This is a genomic window from Microbacterium oleivorans (assembly GCF_023715745.1).
GTDB classification, from domain to species: domain Bacteria; phylum Actinomycetota; class Actinomycetes; order Actinomycetales; family Microbacteriaceae; genus Microbacterium; species Microbacterium oleivorans_D.
In genome coordinates, this window is the sequence record NZ_JAMBOV010000001.1 from 558192 (window position 1) to 573391 (window position 15200).

Sequence of the window (15200 nt, forward strand, 5' to 3'; positions counted from 1 at the left end):
GCGGGGGCGCGACGCGCCCCGCCCGGAAGGCGGCGCGAGCCGCCGGGGGGCGCTCGTGGGGGGCGTGACCCGTTTGGGGAATCCGGGGGACGAAGTGAAGAGACGACTGAACGTCGCCGTGGTCGGCGCGGGGTACTGGGGACCGACGTTGGCGCGAACGCTGCGCGCGAGCCGCGAGTGGAGCCTGGCGGCCATCTGCGATCTCGACATCGATCGGGCGCGTCGCGCGGCGGATGCGGTCGGGGGCGCGCCCGTCGTCCCCGAGCTGCGGGCTCTGCTGGAGGATCCGCAGATCGACGCGATCGCGATCGCGACGCCCGCGTCGACGCACCACGCCATTGCCATGGCCGCGATGGAGGCGGGGAAGCACGTCCTCGTGGAGAAGCCGCTCGCCGATACACAGCAGCACGGCGAAGACATGGTGCGTCGCGCGTCCGAGCGGGGACTCGTCCTCATGGCGGACCACACGTCCTGCTACACGCCGGCGGTGCTCAAGATGCGGGAGCTCATCGCGGGCGGCGAGCTCGGCGACATCCTCTTCATCGACAGCGTCCGCATCAATTTCGGCCTCGTGCAGCCAGATGTCGACGTCTTCCGGGATCTCGCGCCGCACGACCTGTCGATCATCGACTTCATCCTGCCGGGCGGGCTGCAGGCCACCTCCGTCTCGGCCCATGGGTCAGACCCGTTGAACACCGGGAAATCGTGTATCGGCCATCTCGCCATGCCGCTCGCCGGTGGAGCCATGGCGCATGTGCACGTCAATTGGCTGAGCCCCACGCGGACCCGTCGCATGGTGATCGGCGGAACCCGGCACACGCTGGTGTGGGACGACGTGAACCCGCAGCAGCGGCTCACGATGTACGACCGGGGCGCCGACGTCGCGTCGATCTCGCGTGCCACCGCGAAGGAGCGACGCGAGGTCGCCGTCTCGTACCGTCCGGGTCAGACCCGTGCGCCGGCGCTCGAGGAGCGCGAGGCGCTCGGTGCGGTCGTGAGTGAGTTCGCCGCGGCCATCCGCGAGAGTCGCGCGTCGCGCACGAGCGGAGAGGCGGGGCTGCGGGTCCTCTCGGTCCTCGACGCGGCAGCAGGCAGCCTGGCGGCATTCGGCGCCCCGCACCCGTTGCCGCACGTCCGATCGACCGCGGGAGTGGCCGCATGACACGGGCGCTCGCCATCGCTGCTCGGGCGCTGCGTCTCTGAGGACGGTGTCGGCGCCGACACGCCCTGGTTCGGCCAAGAGGAACTCGATGCGCTCGCCGAGGTGATCGCGAGCGGCTGGGTGGGTCAGGGGCCGAGGGTCGCACGGTTCGAACACGAGTTCGCCGGGCTCGTCGAGGCGCCGTACGCCGTCGCGACGACCACCGGTGACGCCGCCATCCACCTCGCCCTCCTCGTCGCGGGAGTGCGGCCGGGGGACGACGTCGTCGTCCCGTCACTGTCGGCGATCGGGGCCGCGAACGCCGTGCGCTCCGTCGCGGCCATGCCCGTTCTGACGGACGTCGACCCGCTCACGGGCAACGTGACCGCGGCGACGGTCGAGCAGGCCGTGACCCCCAGGACGACGGCGATCATCGTCGCGGATCATGCCGGCATCCCCGTCGACCTGCAGAGCATCCGTGACGTCGCGGATCCGCTCGGCATCGTCGTGATCGAAGACGTCGGATGCGGCGTCGGTGCGACCCGCCTCGGGCGCCCGACCGGCGGGGCGGCCGAGATCGCCACATGGTCCTTCGACTCCCGGGAACCCCTCGCCATGGGCGACGGTGGGATGCTCACCACGAGCCATGCGGGTTGGGCGGCACGGGCCCGCGGGTACCGTGGGATCGAGGGGAAGTTCCGCCTGACCGACCTGCACGCCGCGGTCGGGCTCGTCCAGCTCGGTCGTCTGCCCGAGATCGTGCAGCAGCGTCGGCGCGTGGCTGATCGCTACCGCGCCGCGTTGGTCGGCGTGCCGGGTCTGCGACCCGCCGACGACCCCGCGTGGGGAACGGGCAACGCGGTCTCCTTCTGGCTCGAGGTCGACGAGGCGTATCGGCTGGATCGCAACCGCCTGTTGGGCGACCTGACGGCAGCGGGTATCGCGTCCACGCGGGGCGGCACAGCGATCCACCGGCAGGCTCCCTATCGCGCCTGGACGCCGCCCGGCGGTCTGCCCGGCACCGAGCGATTCGCCGACCGCACCCTCACTCTGCCCGTGTCGCGCACGCTGAGCGCGCACGATCAGGATCGGATCATCGCTCTCCTGCATCCCGACCAGTCCGTGCGGACAGGCTCCGAGACGGCGATCGCCTCCGGCCACTGACCTCCCGCATCCGTCGCGGGGGCAACGCCCTCACTGCATGCGGAAGAGCCGGCGCTCGGGCGACGCCGGCTGATCCACCAGGCGGGCACGGACGGACGGGGGGGAGGTCCGGCCGTGCCCGCGTGCGGGTGACGGTTCACGCATCGGGACGAGCCGAGGATCGGCGGACGGCCGGGTGGGCCGGGGGTTCCTCGACGAGGCACCGCTTCGCTGATCGCTTCGGCTCGAGCATGAGCCGCCACATCCTGTCGAGCCGCGGGCGCACACTCTCGGTGTGGGCACGACCGGCTCGAGCTGTCAGTAGGTCATCGATCGCATCGACGGCGAGGACGGCGCCCGCGCCCGTCGCGTCACCGTAGCTGTCGATCCATTCCCGCTGCCGGGGCGCACCCAGGCAGACGATCACAAGGTCGGCATCCGTGTGCCGGATCTGCGCCGCGATGTCATGGGAGACCAGCGGCGAGGAGAGTGCGGCTCGCATCGGCGTCCAGTGGCCGACCAGAGCGAGACCTGGCCACTCGGCGATGAACCGCCGATGGAGTGGCTCGAGCTGTGCGGGTGAGCCGCCCACCACCGCCACGCGCCAGTGTTCGTTGCTCGCTCGGGACAGCACGTCCCGCACGGTGTCGCGAGCAGGAAGGTGCGCGCGAGCGATGACCGGCGGCGTCGGGCGGGGATCGAGGACGGCGTGAGCGGACGTCATCGAACGTGTATGCATCATCGATTCCCCTTCGCGTCGGCTGCGACGCCATCGGGGCGCGTGGTACGCCCACGGCCCCGACGGCGGTCGCGGAGGCGACGCAGGACGTCGGGCTTCGGCTCCGTCGCCGGATCGACGTGCGAGCCGTGCGGGCGCACACCCGTGTTCCGTTCTGTCCCCATGAACGATCCATCCCCCGAAAACATCGACGCAGGTGTGGCCCTGCGCCCCCCGACATGCGGATCCGATCCGCGTTCCCCCTCGGTCCTCGCCCCCAGCGATTTCCGTTCGGCGCGCCGACCCCTCGGCGCGCCGTCTTTCTCCCCCTCAGCTACCCGCGCACCGCCCCATACGACGCGCGGAGTGAGGGCTCTTCGTACGAGATCGCTGCGCGAACGATGACGCACGAAGAGCCCAGGCAGATGCGGGTCCGGCCCCCAAAGCTCGCCCCCATTTCCTCTGCAGCCGCCTGTTGCCGTGTCGACTCCCCAAAGCCTTCGCGGCGGCGATATCGGAACGCTACCGGCGTCGCACGGCGTCCACCAATAGGGGGACAAACCTAATCTCGTGTCCCCCAAATGGGGGACATTTAGGGGGTGGCATTAGGGGACCCGGTCGAGAACACGGGAGGTCCGCCGGCGGCATCGAAGGTAACGTGACCGCTGAACACCGAGCGCGCACGCATTCGACGGCGCGGGCTCGAAGCCATTGGGGAGGCTGACATGTGGGGGAAGTTGTGGCGCGCCACGATCGTGGGCGCTGTCATCGCCGGTGCCGGTGCGGCGCCGGCATTCGCGGCGGACGGGTCGTACGTCCCGTCCACTCCCGGAGGTTCGGGACTGGACGGGTCGGTCGTGCAGTCGCAGTGCACCGACGAGGCACCGGCGATCGGTTACTCGATCGTCCGCGTGGGTGGGTCTGCGGCTGCACGTACCGCGTCGTCGAGCGCCGAACTCGTGATCAGCGGTGACGGCCACCGGATCACGGTGCCTCTCGCGGTCGACGACGCCGGTGAAGGACACGGGTCCGTGCTGTGGCCCGGCGTCGAGGTCGCCGCCGATGGGACCGTCGAAGCACTGCCGGGATGGGTGCGCTCGGGGGATCGATGGGAGCCGCGCGACGACGCCGCCGCGTGGACGACGGGTGACGTCACGGCCACCCTCCACGTGGGCGACGACAGTCTGGCCGTCCCCCTCGCCTACCCCGGGTACTCCGGCGACTGCGCCACGCCGACAGGTGTCGCGTCGAACGGCACCCCGGGGACCCTGGCGTTCACGGGCGGACAGCTTCCCATCGCGGCTGCGGTGGGCGGTACCGTCGCCGTGGCAGCCGGTGCGTTCCTGATCGCCCGTCGCCGACGCCGGGTCGAGCAGTGACGAGGCGCCGTCGACTCGTGTGGGTCGCCGGCGCACTCCTCCTCATCGGCACCGCGGCTGCCGCCGGCCACGTCGGTCGCTCCGCTCTCGACCTCCAGCAGGCGCTGGAGACCGCGACCGCCGACGCCGCTCTCGCGACGGAAGCCGTCGGCGCGGGCGATCTCGAGAGGGCTGAGCGTGCGGCATCCGACCTCGTCGCCGAGATCGCTCCCGCCGTTCCCGACGATCCGCTCTGGCACGCTGCGGAGGCGATTCCGGGACTCGGTGCGAACCTCTCGGCCGCCCGTCGCACAGCGGCGGCGATCGTGCGGGTGGGTGACGATGTCGCACCGACGATGTTCTCCACGATGCGGGCCCTGTCCGACGCAGACGCCCCCGCGGCGGTGCGAACGCTGCGCGAAGCGGCTCCTGCGTTGCGCCGTGCCGCCTCGACGCAGGATGACATCGCGCGCGACCTCGCCGACATCGACCGGACGGCGCTCATCGCCTCACTCGCCGATGGCGTCGGGCGCGTCGTCGACGCCGCCGACGACCTGCGCACGGCGACCGACGGCGCCGCGCAGGCGGCTGAGTTGGTTCCCGCGATGCTCGGGGCGGACGGTGACCGCAGGATCCTCGTGACTCTCCAGAACACCGCTGAGCTCCGCACGGGAGGAGGGATCACCGGGACGTTCCTGGAACTCCGCGCGCGCGACGGCGTCCTCTCGCTCGAAGCCCAACGCGACTCGTCGGACTTCGCGCCCGCAGAGGAGCCCCTCGCCGCCGTGTCCGCCGCGGAGGTCCGGGCGCTCGGCGACGGCATCGGACGCTACGTCCAGAACACGTCGATGACGGCGGACTTCCGCGTGACCGCGCAACTCGCCTCGGCGTGGTGGGAGCGATCGGGCGGATCGCAGCCGGATGTCGTCGTGTCGATGGACCCCGTCGTCCTGACAGCGCTCCTCGGCGCGGTCGGACCCGTCGACACGCCCTCGGGTGAGCTCGACCAATCGAACGCGATCCACCGGCTGCTCGTCGAGCCCTATCGCACGCTCGATCAGGACGGACAGGGCCGCTACTTCGCGGATGCCGCCGCCGCCGTCTTCACCGCCGTCACCGAGCGCGCGCGTCCGGTCGCGCTGGTGTCCGCGCTGGCGGGTGTCGTGGACGAGGGCCGGGTCTCCATCTGGAGTCGCGATCCGGAGCAGCAGGAGATCCTCGCGGGCACGGTGTTCGCAGGACCGCTCGCCCGACAGGAGGCCGCCGGTCCCGAGGCCTTCGCCGTGTACTTCAATGACGCCACCGGCGGCAAGGTCACGCCCTATCTGACTGTGGGGCTCGAGACCCGCTCGGGGGTGTGTCGCGCCGACGGGCTGCGCGAGGTCGACGTCGAGGTGGATCTCGGCAACAGGCTGACGAAGGAGGATGCCGAGACGCTGCCGCTGAGCGTCACGGGAGGCGGCCATTACGGCGTGAAGGCGGGGAACATCGCTCCCACGGTGACGGTCGTCACGCCGCGGGGGTGGTACGCCGGCGGAGTCACCCTCGACGGATCAGCCGTGGCGTCCGTCGACGCGGAGGACGACGACCGCCTGTCCGTCACCTATCGCGTGGATCTCGCGCCCGGCGCCTCCCAGGTGCTGACCTTCCGATTCGTCGCCGGCCCGATGGTGTCGACGGATGCCGTCGGGCCGCAGTTGCTGCACACCCCGTTGCTCGCTCCGGTCGAGGTGCGCTCGGGCCGCATCGGGTGTCCGGCCGCTTGATTCCGGACTGCTCGCCTCAAGATCCGCGGTGATGCCTGTTCCGGCGGTGCGCTTTCCTCTAGCATGAGAGGGCCATCCCCCATCGGTCACCGGGCCGTTCCCCAAGCGGTCTCGACGCGCACTGTCCCCAAACTTGTGCGTCTCTGGCGACCTGGATGGTTTCGCGGACCCCCTCCCGCCGCAGTCCCCACTGAACTGGCCCGGAGGGGGTCCGCCCTTTCCGGGTGCGTTCCTGTCAGCGGTGTCCGTTGCTGTCGGTGCCGCTGTCGTCGGCGCCGACGATGGACTTCAGCTTGTCGATGAGATCGGTGCGCGAGGTCGCGCCGAGTCGGCGGCGGATGCGCGCGATGTGGTGCTCGGCAGTCCGAGGCGAGATGAAGATCGCCTCGCCGATCTCCGCGTACGTCATACCGCTGAGCACGAGCGCGGCGACCTCTCGTTCCCGCGCGCTCAGCAGGCCGCTGTCGGCGAGGGCGACGTCGTTCCCCGAGGCCCCGGGCGCCGCGTTCGGGTGCAGTGCCCTCGCGAAGGCGGCCAGTCGTGTGCCCGCGCGCCGATCCCGCGACCGTTCTGAGAGCGAGACCGCCAGTCGGGCTCCCTCCCACGCCAGGCCCAGGTCGGCCAGGCGTGTCGCCACCTGCTCGATGCGATCGATGTCCCCGTCGTCGATCCGGCTGCGGGACCACTCGCCGACGGCCGCCGACATCGTCGCGGCGAGGCGGGATCCTCGGGCGGCCGCTGAGAGCGCCCTCGCCGCCTGCGCCTGACCGTGCGCGTCGCGGTCCAGGAGTGCGCGATGGAACGCGGACCACAGGAGGGGGGTGGACCACACCGTGGGATCCCCGAGACTGCGCAGGATGGCGGCGAGCGCGTCCAGGGTGGGAAGGATCCGATCTCCGTCGTCGAACAGCGGAGCCGTCTCGATGAACTCGCGCAGCGGGTGCAGGAGGTACAGATCGGGTTCGACGTGGCGTACATCGTCACGCACGCGCTCCCAGAGGGCCCGCAGCTCCTCGAGGGAGCCGTAGCGGCGGACGTGAGCGAGCATGACGGAGTCGCGGACGAGCACCTCTCGGCTGCTCAGCGGCAGGACGGAGGCGTCGACGTCCGCCAGGCGGGCGGCCGACTCCTCGGGGTGCTGTCGGTGCACGCCGATCCAGGCGGCCCACAGCAGCAGCCGCGAGCGCGCCCATGGCCCACCGTGTTCCTCCATGAGTGCGTCACTGAGGATGTTCGCCGCGGTGTCCAGTTCACCGATGTTGACGGCGCCGATCGCCGCGACGACGGCGGGGAGTTCCGGTACAGGACCGTGCTCGTTGGAGTCGCCGTACGTCGAGCTGGCGCGCAGGAGATCGTCGAAGACGTTGCCCGTAGGAGACGTGAGGGATGCCGCGAGTCCGCGCATGAGCTTCACGTAGGCGACGTGCAGCGTGATCGGGACCCCGCTCACTCCGCGGTCCACGAAGCGGAGCGCGTCCAGCAGCGGTCCGCTGTCCCCGGTGCCGAAAGCCGAGACGGCTCCCTGTGCGCGCAGCACGAAGTCGTCGTTCGGCTCGGCTCGGTAGGTGGCCGCACTCGCGCGCAGGAGGCCGCGAGCGCTCCAGGCCGAGCCGAGGATGCGCAGTGCTTCATCGCGCTCGGCTCCGGTCGCGTCGCGGACGACGGCGTCGACCAGTGACGCCGCCTCGTCGACGTCTCCGCGATGCCACGCCATGCGCGCCTTGCGGACCGCGATCAGGGCGGGGTCGTCGCCGGCCGCGAGCGCGGCGTCGTAGAGCTCTGATGCGCGCGTCGGGTCGAAGGTTGCCGCGTCGTCCGCGTGCGCGCGCAGGACCAGGGCCAGCCGGGCGTCCAGATGCCCACCGAGAGCGGTCGCGACCCCGGGATCGAGTGGGGGCGACGGCGACGAGGTGAGCACATCGATGAGCTGTGCCACCGGTGTCGTCCGCGTGACCGTCGTCCGCACGATCGGCACGGGTCGCCCGCCGCGCAGGAGCAGACCCTCCGCGTGGCCGAGGGCGAGGGGGTCACTCGCCGCAGCGTCGATCGCCGGTGTCAGCTCGTCGTCTCCGAGGCTCGCGCGTCGGATGATCGTGGCGCTGACGGGGTCGAGGGTGTCGAGGCGCAGGGAGATGACCTCCTCGATGGCGTGGACGACGCGTTCGTGGGAGGGGTCTCGGCAGAACCCGTCACCGTGCGCGGCGAGCGCCTGCTTGACGAGCCAGGTGACGGAGGCCGTCATCTCGACGATGGCATGGATGCAGCCGGCGTCCACGGAGCGGCCCGCATCCTCGACGGCGCGGATGACGTCCTCGGCGTCCACCTGTCCGAGCGCGATGACAGGGTGCGCCTGCTCCAGTCGGCGGATCAACGCCGCCAGCGCCGGGCTCCAGGGCCACGGCCGGCACCCGAGGACGAGTCCCGCCTGCGGATCGTCGAGATGGGCCAGGAGGGCATGGACCTCGTCGTCCGGCAGAAGATGTCCGTCGTCGACCACCCGGATGTCCCCGGTGTCGGGGAGATTGTGGGCGATCTGGGCGAGCAGGAGCGATTTGTCCGACCCGGCGGGACCGATCACGGCGAGACGCAGCGGCCGGTCGTCCGTGGCGAGGGCCGCCTCGAGGTGAGTGAGGGCGAGATGCGGCCACAGCTCCAGGGCGGGCGGAGTGCCGGCGGACGATGTGGCGAATGCCATCTCGTACTCCTCTCCCCTTCGCTGGGGCGAGCACGTCGCTGCCTCGCGCGACGCGCGGTGCGCCGATCCCCGCGCCCGGGCAGGAATTGGGTCCGACCCGGGGTTTCCCGCTGATGCGGGATGGTGGGAATCTATCACCGCGGAGCGTCCCCGTGGCCCTGATGACACGAGCGAAGCGATTGTGGTAGCACCCGACCCCCGCTCCGCAGAGGTGAGGCTCACCTAACTCAGAAAGCCACGATGATCTGGGGGAAAGTTCGCGAGTAAGGCTGTACAACCCTCGAGGGCGGCGGCGTAGCCTCGAGCCACCACGACCCTTGGAGGCTCCCATGAGCATGACTCTCGACGACCTGCCCCGCGTGTCCGAGTGCAACGCCCTCGGCTGCTCCTACAACGATCATTCCCATTGCCACGCCGCCGCGGTGACCATCGGAGGCGCACCCGGTGATGCAGAGTGCGCGACGTTCATCCCGCTCGGCACGAAGGGCGGCCTCGACAAGGTCGTCAGTCATGTCGGCGCCTGTCAGCGCTCGGAATGCGTCTTCAACTCGTCGCTGGAGTGCACGGCATCCGCTGTCCGCGTCGGTCCCGGGGCGGAATCTGCCGACTGCCTCACCTACCAGGCGGCCTGACGACTCCGGTCGGCTGAGGCGGTCAGCGCCTCGCCTCAGCCACCGGCGCGTCCGCCGAGAACACGTCGACGACGCCGTCCCCCGCCACGAACTGCAGACGGACCCCATCGGCGAATCGCTGCCGCAGATCCGACGGCGAGGTCGGTCCGACCACGAAGGTGGCGGTGGCGGAGAAGGGCTCGACGCTGCATCCGCCGTACCCACCCCATGCCCAGCCCTCGTCGGGCGTGGACTCCCACGCCTCGGGCGGGAGCAGTTGCAGACATCGGGTCAGCCCGTCGCCGGTCGGCATCGACCCCACGATCGGCGTGACGCTCCCGAGCGACTCGAAGATCGCGCCGTCCTGAGGGCGGTCGCCGTACGTCTCGGGCCATCCGCGGTCGGCGTCGGGGGTCAGTGTCGCCACATGTGCGATCGCGGTCCCCGGGGGGACGGATGCCGCCGTCCACACCGAGCGGCTCGTCACCGCCGCCGTCACCCCGACCGCCACCGTCGCCGCCATGGCGAGGGAACCGGCCCAGGCGAGACCGGTGAGACGACGCCGCCGCCTCTGCAGCGCCTCGGGTGGCTCGCTCGACGCCGTGGCGAAGGCGCGGGCGGCGTCCGTCGGCGAGACCGGCGGGAGCGGCGGAACGTCGGGTGCGGCAGGTCGGGTGGGTCCCCGGTCCGGTGCGCGCTCGACCAGGGGCGGGCGCTCCCGTTCCCGCCGGGCTCGCTCTTCGAGTTCGGCCAGTCGGTGCCGAGCGGCGTCGTCGACCGCGAGCCCGTCACCGGGACCGTAGGCCCGTGCCTGCAGCGCGCGGAGCTCGGACTGCAGGGCGTCGTCCATCAGAGACCGAGTGTCTCGGGCTCGACGGCGCCGGCTTCCGCCTCGACCTCCGCGAGCGATTTCGTCTGCAGGAACGTGCAGAGGATCGAGACCATGGCGAGTTCGGCCGACAGCTCGAGGGTGCGGCCCGCATTCATCTTCAGGTCGATGTCACGGGCCTCGAAGGTGATGCCCCAGTGGATCGACCCCAGCGGCTCGGGCTGCAGATACGTCAGCGTCATCGAGTCGAGGAGGTTCAGCGCGATGAGACCGGTGTCCAGGCCGTCGGTGCCGTCCTGCGGGATCACCCGCACCCTCTCACTGAGGGAATAGCCCAGCGCGGCGAACTCCTCGAGCCACTGCTCGAGCATCTCCTTGCTGTGGAACGGCATGCGTAGATCTCCCTGATCCGGTCGCCGGGTCGCTCCGACCATTATGACCCGGACGGTCCCGCGGAAGCATCCCGCCTAGGCTCGACGAATGGCCATCGGATCCACGATGCACACCTTCACCGTGCAGCTCGCCGACGTCGACCGCGGCGTCTACGAGGACCTCTCGCTGCGCCTTGCGCGGCATCCGTCCGAGACCGCGACGAACGTCCTGTTGCGCGTCCTCGCCTACGCCCTCGAGTACGAGGAGGGAATCGCCTTCAGCGAGGGCATCTCCGCGACGGACGAGCCCGCCGTCCTCGTCCGCGACGCCACGGGCCGGCTGACCGCCTGGATCGAGGTAGGTGCTCCGGATGCCGGCCGGCTGCACGCCGGCAGCAAGGCGGCGGACCGCGTTGCCGTCTACACGCACCGTGAGCCGAGCCGTCTGGCCCAGGCGTGGGCGGGCAAGACGATCCATCGGGCGGCCGACATCCCGCTGTACAGCTTCGACAAGGGGTTCGCGGAGGATGCGGCATCCGCTCTCGAGCGACGGAACACGCTCACGGTCTCCGTGACGGAGCGCCAGCTCTACCTCGACGTGAACGGCCGATCATCCGCGTCGGCCATCACGGAGCAGCCCGTCGGCTGACCGTCGGCGATGACCCTGTCAACCCCGCTGGGGGTGGCGGCACGGCATCCCTAGGGTGGCGCCGGAGGAGGTTCGGATGTCGCGTCGATCACGAGCGGCCGTGGCCGCGATCCTCGTCGTCGGGTTCGGTCTGGCCGGGTGCGGTGTGCGCCCCGCCGACGCCGACGGCACGCTGGAGCGCGTGACCTCGGAAGGGGTCTTGCGAGCGGGCGTGAGCGAGAATCCGCCGTGGACGTCGATCGGGGGCGGCGAGCCCTCGAACGGCGAACCGACGGGCAGCGAGGTCGACCTCGTCGAGGAGTTCGCGGCTGAGCGCGGTGCCACGGTCCGGTGGCGCACCGGGACGGAGGAGGTGCTGGTCGACGCCCTGCACGCCGGGAGCCTGGACGTCGTGGTCGGCGGCCTCACTGACGGGACCCCCTGGAAGGACGACGCGGCGGTGACGGATGTCTACCGCGAGACCACGAGCCCCACGGGTGAGACCGAGAAGCACGTCATGCTGACACGGGCCGGCGAGAACGGCTTCCTGATGGAGCTCGAGGTCTTCTTGCGCGAGGAGGCCGGTCGATGAGGCGCAACGCCCTGCGGGACGGCCTCGGAGACGACGGCCGCGTCGCGCTGCGTCACGCCATACGGATGGAATGGGCGACGATCGCTTTCCTGGCCGTCGCCATCCCCGTCGTCGGGATCGTCACCGGCAGTTCGCAGGCGATGCGCGCGGCCTGGGTCGAGGACATGCTCTCACTGGCACCGCCGTTCGCGTTCCTCGTCGCCGTGCGGGTGATGTCGCGCCCTGCGAATCCGCGGTACCCCTATGGCTATTTCCGTTCCGTGGGCGTCGCGCACCTCGTGGCGGGCGTCGCGCTGTTCACGATGGGGTCGTTCCTCCTGGTCGACTCCGCTCTCACCCTCGTGCGAGGGGAGCGCCCGCCGATCGGCTCGGTGGAGGTGTTCGGTCAGTCCGTGTGGCTGGGGTGGTTCATGATGGCCGTCATGGCGGCCACCATCCCGTTGCCGATCTGGTTCGGGCGGGTGAAGATGCGGCTGGCGCGGCAACTGCACAACAAGGTCCTCTATGCCGACGCGGACATGAACAAGGCCGACTGGATGACGGCGGTGGGATCGATCGTGGGGGTCGGCGGCATCGGCCTGGGGATCTGGTGGGCGGACGCCGCCGCGGCCATCTTCATCTCCGGCAGCATCCTGTGGGACGGCGTGAAGAACACCAAGGGTGCCATCACCGACCTCATGGACACGCGGGCGACGACGTTCGACGACGCGAAGCCGCATCCCGACATCGACCGGATCCACGATCACCTGTCCTCCTTGCGCTGGGTCGATGAGGTCCGCACGCGCACCCGCGATCAGGGCCAGTTCTTCCACGTCGAGGCCTTCGTCCGGCCGCGGAAGGGTCGGATGCCGCGGCTCACGGAGATCGAGCAGGCGCAGGCCGAGTGCCGTGGACTGGACTGGAAGATGCACGACGTCGTCATCGTGCCGGTGCGCACCTTCCCCGAGACCGCGTCCGCGCGCTCGGGGGAGAGCTGACCCCCGAGTCTGGGCGGGGCCTGGCAGTCCCGTGGGGAACGTCACTGCATTCCGCGCCGGCGATGAACCTCGCCGTAACGTGGCCCTCAGCGATCGGCATCCGTCTGTTGCTTTCGTCTCCGCCCGCAGCGGACACCCGATTCCAAGCAGGTGCCCCATCGCTTCATCCGTCGCCGACTCGCGTCTCGGTCCCGTCCGTCAGACGTACGCCGGAACCGATCAGTTCCCTCCCATGGCGAAGGCGTTCACCGACGTCTCGCGCATCGTCCGCGAGACCGGGCTGCTGCGCCGGACGCCGATCTTCTACCTCGCCGTCGGCGTCGCCCTGCTGCTCGCCTTCGGCGGCGCGGTCACCGGCTTCATCCTGCTCGGCGACACCTGGTACCAGCTGTTGATGGCCGGCGCTCTCGGCATCATCTTCACGCAGGTCGCGTTCCTCGCCCACGAGGCGGCGCATCGTCAGATATTGACCTCCGGCCCCGCCAACGACCGCCTCGCACGCATCCTCGCCGCCGGGGTCGTCGGGATCAGCTACGCGTGGTGGACCGGCAAGCACACGCGTCATCACGCGAACCCGAACCGCGTCGGCAAGGATCCCGACATCGAGATCGACACGATCTCGTTCCTCGATGCCGATGCCGCATCGGCCCGCGGGATCCGCCGCGCCATCACGAAGCGGCAGGGATGGCTCTTCTTCCCGCTCCTGACCCTGGAGGGGCTCAACCTGCATCATCTGGGCCTGAAGTACCTCTTCACCGAGAAGGACGTCAAGGCGCGCTGGCTGGAGATCGGCATGATCGTCGTACGGCTGGCCGTCGTCGCCGTCCCGGTCTTCCTGCTGCTGCCGCTCGGGATGGCGTTCGCCTTCATCGGCGTGCAGCTCGCCGTGTTCGGCGTCTACATGGGGGCGTCCTTCGCGCCTAACCACAAGGGGATGCCGGTCATCGCGGCCGACGCGAAGCTCGACTTCTTCAGCAAGCAGGTGCGCACGTCCCGCAACATCCGCGGGGGCTGGTGGGCGACGTGGCTCATGGGCGGTCTGAACTATCAGGTGGAGCACCATCTGTTCCCCAACATGCCGCGTCCGCACCTGTCGAAGGCGCGGGACATCGTGCGGGAGCACTGCGCCACCCTCGACGTCCCGTACACGGAGACGAGCCTCGGCAGGTCGTACGCGATCGTCATCGACTACCTGAACCGGGTGGGCCTCGCGGCCCGCGATCCGTTCGACTGCCCGGTCACCGCGACTCTGCGTCGCGGCTGAGGGTCAGCCCGGCAGCCCGCCGAGGAAGGGCTCGGGATCGAGCGTCTTCCTCGGCGCTTCGTCGATCCGGGCACGCAGCTCCGCATCGACGCTGCCGACGTACAGCCACCCCATCAGCAGCTCGTCGTCGGCGAGACCGTGCAGCGCGCGGACCTCGGGGGAGTTCACGAGCACTCCCGTGCGCCACATGACACCCCACCCCGTCCGCCACAGCGCGAGCTCGAGGAGGTGAGCCGCTCCGGCGGCGGTCGCGTGCTGCTCCCAGACCGGCACGGCAGGATGCGGCTTCGGGCTCGCGACGACCGCGATGAGGAGGTCGGCGCGGAAGGGCTTGCCGTTGCGGTCACCCGGTTCGCGTTCCACTCCGGCGGCGGCGTCGAGCGCCTCGCCGAGACGCGCGCGGTCGTCGCCGCGCAGCGCGATCAGCCGCCACGGGCGCAGGGCCTTGTGGTCCGCGACCGGCGTGACGGCGGCGAGCAGCGTACGGAGCTCCTCGTCGTCGGGTGCGCCCGGCCCCACTTTCGCGAGCGACCTCCGCGTCGCCATCGCCTGCAGCACCGGGTCGTCGAAGGTCGCCATCCTTCCATCCTGGCCGCTCCCGGTGCCGGTGTCGCCGGCGCGCGATAACCTCCGGGCATGACCTGGCCCGCGCTCCATCTCTCGCGCTCGATCGAGCGCTCCCCTCGCGAGGTGATCGCCTTCGCCGGTGACCCCGCGAACCTGCCCCGTTGGGCGGCCGGCCTGAGCACCGGCATCCGCCGCGACGGCGGGCGCTGGCTCGCCGACTCCCCGATGGGCGACATCGAGGTCGCCTTCTTTGGGCCGACCGAGGCGGGCATCCTCGATCACGACGTCACCCTGCCGGACGGCACCGTGGTCCACAACCCGCTGCGCGTCCTGCGCAACGACGACGGCAGCGAGGTCGTCTTCACGCTCTACCGGCGCGACGGGGTGACCGACGCGGAGTTCGCCGAGGATGCGGCGGCCGTCGAAGCCGACCTGGAATCCCTCCGCAGGATCCTGGAGACCTGATCCTTCCGGAGCGGCGATCGCGGTGTTATCGTGATGTTCGGTTAGCGAACGTTAACTGAAGCATTCTCCTCGGAG

The 15200-nt window shown here is 70.6% G+C and carries 15 protein-coding genes; 10 read left to right on the forward strand and 5 right to left on the reverse strand.

The window, feature by feature from the left end:
- The first annotated feature begins 94 nt into the window (after positions 1-94).
- Both M3190_RS02635 and M3190_RS02640 read left to right on the forward strand, forming a co-directional pair.
- A complete protein-coding gene (locus M3190_RS02635) occupies positions 95-1162 on the forward strand; it encodes a Gfo/Idh/MocA family protein (protein ID WP_251578030.1) in 1068 nt (355 codons plus the stop codon).
- Positions 1163-1180: 18 nt separating this feature from the next.
- A complete protein-coding gene (locus M3190_RS02640; RefSeq protein ID WP_285875814.1) occupies positions 1181-2305 on the forward strand; it encodes a DegT/DnrJ/EryC1/StrS family aminotransferase in 1125 nt (374 codons plus the stop codon).
- Positions 2306-2441: 136 nt separating this feature from the next.
- Here the strand turns inward: M3190_RS02640 and M3190_RS02645 are convergent, their stop codons facing one another.
- Positions 2442-3008 (reverse strand): WecB/TagA/CpsF family glycosyltransferase, encoded by a 567-nt coding sequence (locus M3190_RS02645; protein ID WP_251578034.1) that lies wholly within the window; start codon positions 3006-3008, stop codon positions 2442-2444.
- 719 nt (positions 3009-3727) lie between these two features.
- On the opposite strand from M3190_RS02645, the gene M3190_RS02650 reads away from it, so the two are divergent.
- Entirely contained in the window at positions 3728-4381 is a 654-nt protein-coding gene (locus tag M3190_RS02650; protein ID WP_251578036.1) for an LPXTG cell wall anchor domain-containing protein, read from the forward strand.
- Positions 4378-6126: a DUF4012 domain-containing protein gene (locus tag M3190_RS02655; protein WP_251578038.1), complete on the forward strand. Its 1749-nt coding sequence runs from the start codon at positions 4378-4380 to the stop codon at positions 6124-6126. Before M3190_RS02650 ends, M3190_RS02655 begins: the two co-directional genes overlap by 4 nt.
- Before the next feature lie 235 nt (positions 6127-6361).
- On the opposite strand, the gene M3190_RS02660 is transcribed toward M3190_RS02655, so the two are convergent.
- The gene (locus M3190_RS02660; RefSeq protein WP_251578040.1) at positions 6362-8821 is read right to left on the reverse strand and encodes a helix-turn-helix transcriptional regulator; all 2460 of its coding nucleotides are present in this window, start codon (positions 8819-8821) and stop codon (positions 6362-6364) included.
- A gap of 329 nt (positions 8822-9150) precedes the next feature.
- Here M3190_RS02660 and M3190_RS02665 point away from each other — a divergent pair, with 329 nt between their 5' ends.
- The gene (locus tag M3190_RS02665) at positions 9151-9453 is read left to right on the forward strand and encodes a DUF1540 domain-containing protein (RefSeq protein WP_064003688.1); all 303 of its coding nucleotides are present in this window, start codon (positions 9151-9153) and stop codon (positions 9451-9453) included.
- Between the two features lie 22 nt (positions 9454-9475).
- Here the strand turns inward: M3190_RS02665 and M3190_RS02670 are convergent, their stop codons facing one another.
- The gene (locus tag M3190_RS02670; RefSeq protein ID WP_251578042.1) at positions 9476-10282 is read right to left on the reverse strand and encodes a hypothetical protein; all 807 of its coding nucleotides are present in this window, start codon (positions 10280-10282) and stop codon (positions 9476-9478) included.
- Positions 10282-10653 carry a hypothetical protein gene (locus M3190_RS02675; protein WP_251578044.1) on the reverse strand — a complete coding sequence of 124 codons (372 nt, stop codon included), beginning with the start codon at positions 10651-10653 and terminating at the stop codon, positions 10282-10284. Before M3190_RS02675 ends, M3190_RS02670 begins: the two co-directional genes overlap by 1 nt.
- A gap of 88 nt (positions 10654-10741) precedes the next feature.
- Between M3190_RS02675 and M3190_RS02680 the strand changes: the two genes are divergently transcribed.
- The 4 genes from M3190_RS02680 (at position 10742) to M3190_RS02695 (ending at position 14093) form a co-directional block, all read left to right on the forward strand.
- The gene (locus M3190_RS02680) at positions 10742-11281 is read left to right on the forward strand and encodes a YaeQ family protein (protein ID WP_251578046.1); all 540 of its coding nucleotides are present in this window, start codon (positions 10742-10744) and stop codon (positions 11279-11281) included.
- A 76-nt stretch (positions 11282-11357) separates the two neighbouring features.
- Positions 11358-11852: a transporter substrate-binding domain-containing protein gene (locus tag M3190_RS02685; RefSeq protein ID WP_251578048.1), complete on the forward strand. Its 495-nt coding sequence runs from the start codon at positions 11358-11360 to the stop codon at positions 11850-11852.
- Positions 11849-12829 (forward strand): cation transporter, encoded by a 981-nt coding sequence (locus tag M3190_RS02690; protein WP_251578051.1) that lies wholly within the window; start codon positions 11849-11851, stop codon positions 12827-12829. The genes M3190_RS02685 and M3190_RS02690 overlap by 4 nt, the downstream gene beginning before the upstream one ends.
- A gap of 157 nt (positions 12830-12986) precedes the next feature.
- Positions 12987-14093: a fatty acid desaturase family protein gene (locus M3190_RS02695; RefSeq protein WP_439958002.1), complete on the forward strand. Its 1107-nt coding sequence runs from the start codon at positions 12987-12989 to the stop codon at positions 14091-14093.
- 3 nt (positions 14094-14096) lie between these two features.
- On the opposite strand, the gene M3190_RS02700 is transcribed toward M3190_RS02695, so the two are convergent.
- Positions 14097-14672, reverse strand: coding sequence for a nitroreductase family protein (locus M3190_RS02700; protein WP_251578053.1), 576 nt, complete (start codon positions 14670-14672; stop codon positions 14097-14099).
- Between the two features lie 57 nt (positions 14673-14729).
- On the opposite strand from M3190_RS02700, the gene M3190_RS02705 reads away from it, so the two are divergent.
- On the forward strand, positions 14730-15125 hold the full coding sequence (locus M3190_RS02705; protein WP_251578055.1) for an SRPBCC family protein: 396 nt from the start codon (positions 14730-14732) through the stop codon (positions 15123-15125).
- Positions 15126-15200: the final 75 nt, after the last annotated feature.

What these genes read in the sequence shown, in the direction of transcription:
- M3190_RS02645 (WP_251578034.1), bottom strand. Translation starts at nt 3,008, where the DNA reads ATGACGTCCGCTCACGCCGTCCTCGATCCCCGCCCGACGCCGCCGGTC.
- M3190_RS02650 (WP_251578036.1), top strand. Translation starts at nt 3,728, where the DNA reads ATGTGGGGGAAGTTGTGGCGCGCCACGATCGTGGGCGCTGTCATCGCC.
- M3190_RS02660 (WP_251578040.1), bottom strand. Translation starts at nt 8,821, where the DNA reads ATGGCATTCGCCACATCGTCCGCCGGCACTCCGCCCGCCCTGGAGCTG.
- M3190_RS02665 (WP_064003688.1), top strand. Translation starts at nt 9,151, where the DNA reads ATGAGCATGACTCTCGACGACCTGCCCCGCGTGTCCGAGTGCAACGCC.
- M3190_RS02670 (WP_251578042.1), bottom strand. Translation starts at nt 10,282, where the DNA reads ATGGACGACGCCCTGCAGTCCGAGCTCCGCGCGCTGCAGGCACGGGCC.
- M3190_RS02675 (WP_251578044.1), bottom strand. Translation starts at nt 10,653, where the DNA reads ATGCCGTTCCACAGCAAGGAGATGCTCGAGCAGTGGCTCGAGGAGTTC.
- M3190_RS02680 (WP_251578046.1), top strand. Translation starts at nt 10,742, where the DNA reads ATGGCCATCGGATCCACGATGCACACCTTCACCGTGCAGCTCGCCGAC.
- M3190_RS02685 (WP_251578048.1), top strand. Translation starts at nt 11,358, where the DNA reads ATGTCGCGTCGATCACGAGCGGCCGTGGCCGCGATCCTCGTCGTCGGG.
- M3190_RS02690 (WP_251578051.1), top strand. Translation starts at nt 11,849, where the DNA reads ATGAGGCGCAACGCCCTGCGGGACGGCCTCGGAGACGACGGCCGCGTC.
- M3190_RS02700 (WP_251578053.1), bottom strand. Translation starts at nt 14,672, where the DNA reads ATGGCGACCTTCGACGACCCGGTGCTGCAGGCGATGGCGACGCGGAGG.
- M3190_RS02705 (WP_251578055.1), top strand. Translation starts at nt 14,730, where the DNA reads ATGACCTGGCCCGCGCTCCATCTCTCGCGCTCGATCGAGCGCTCCCCT.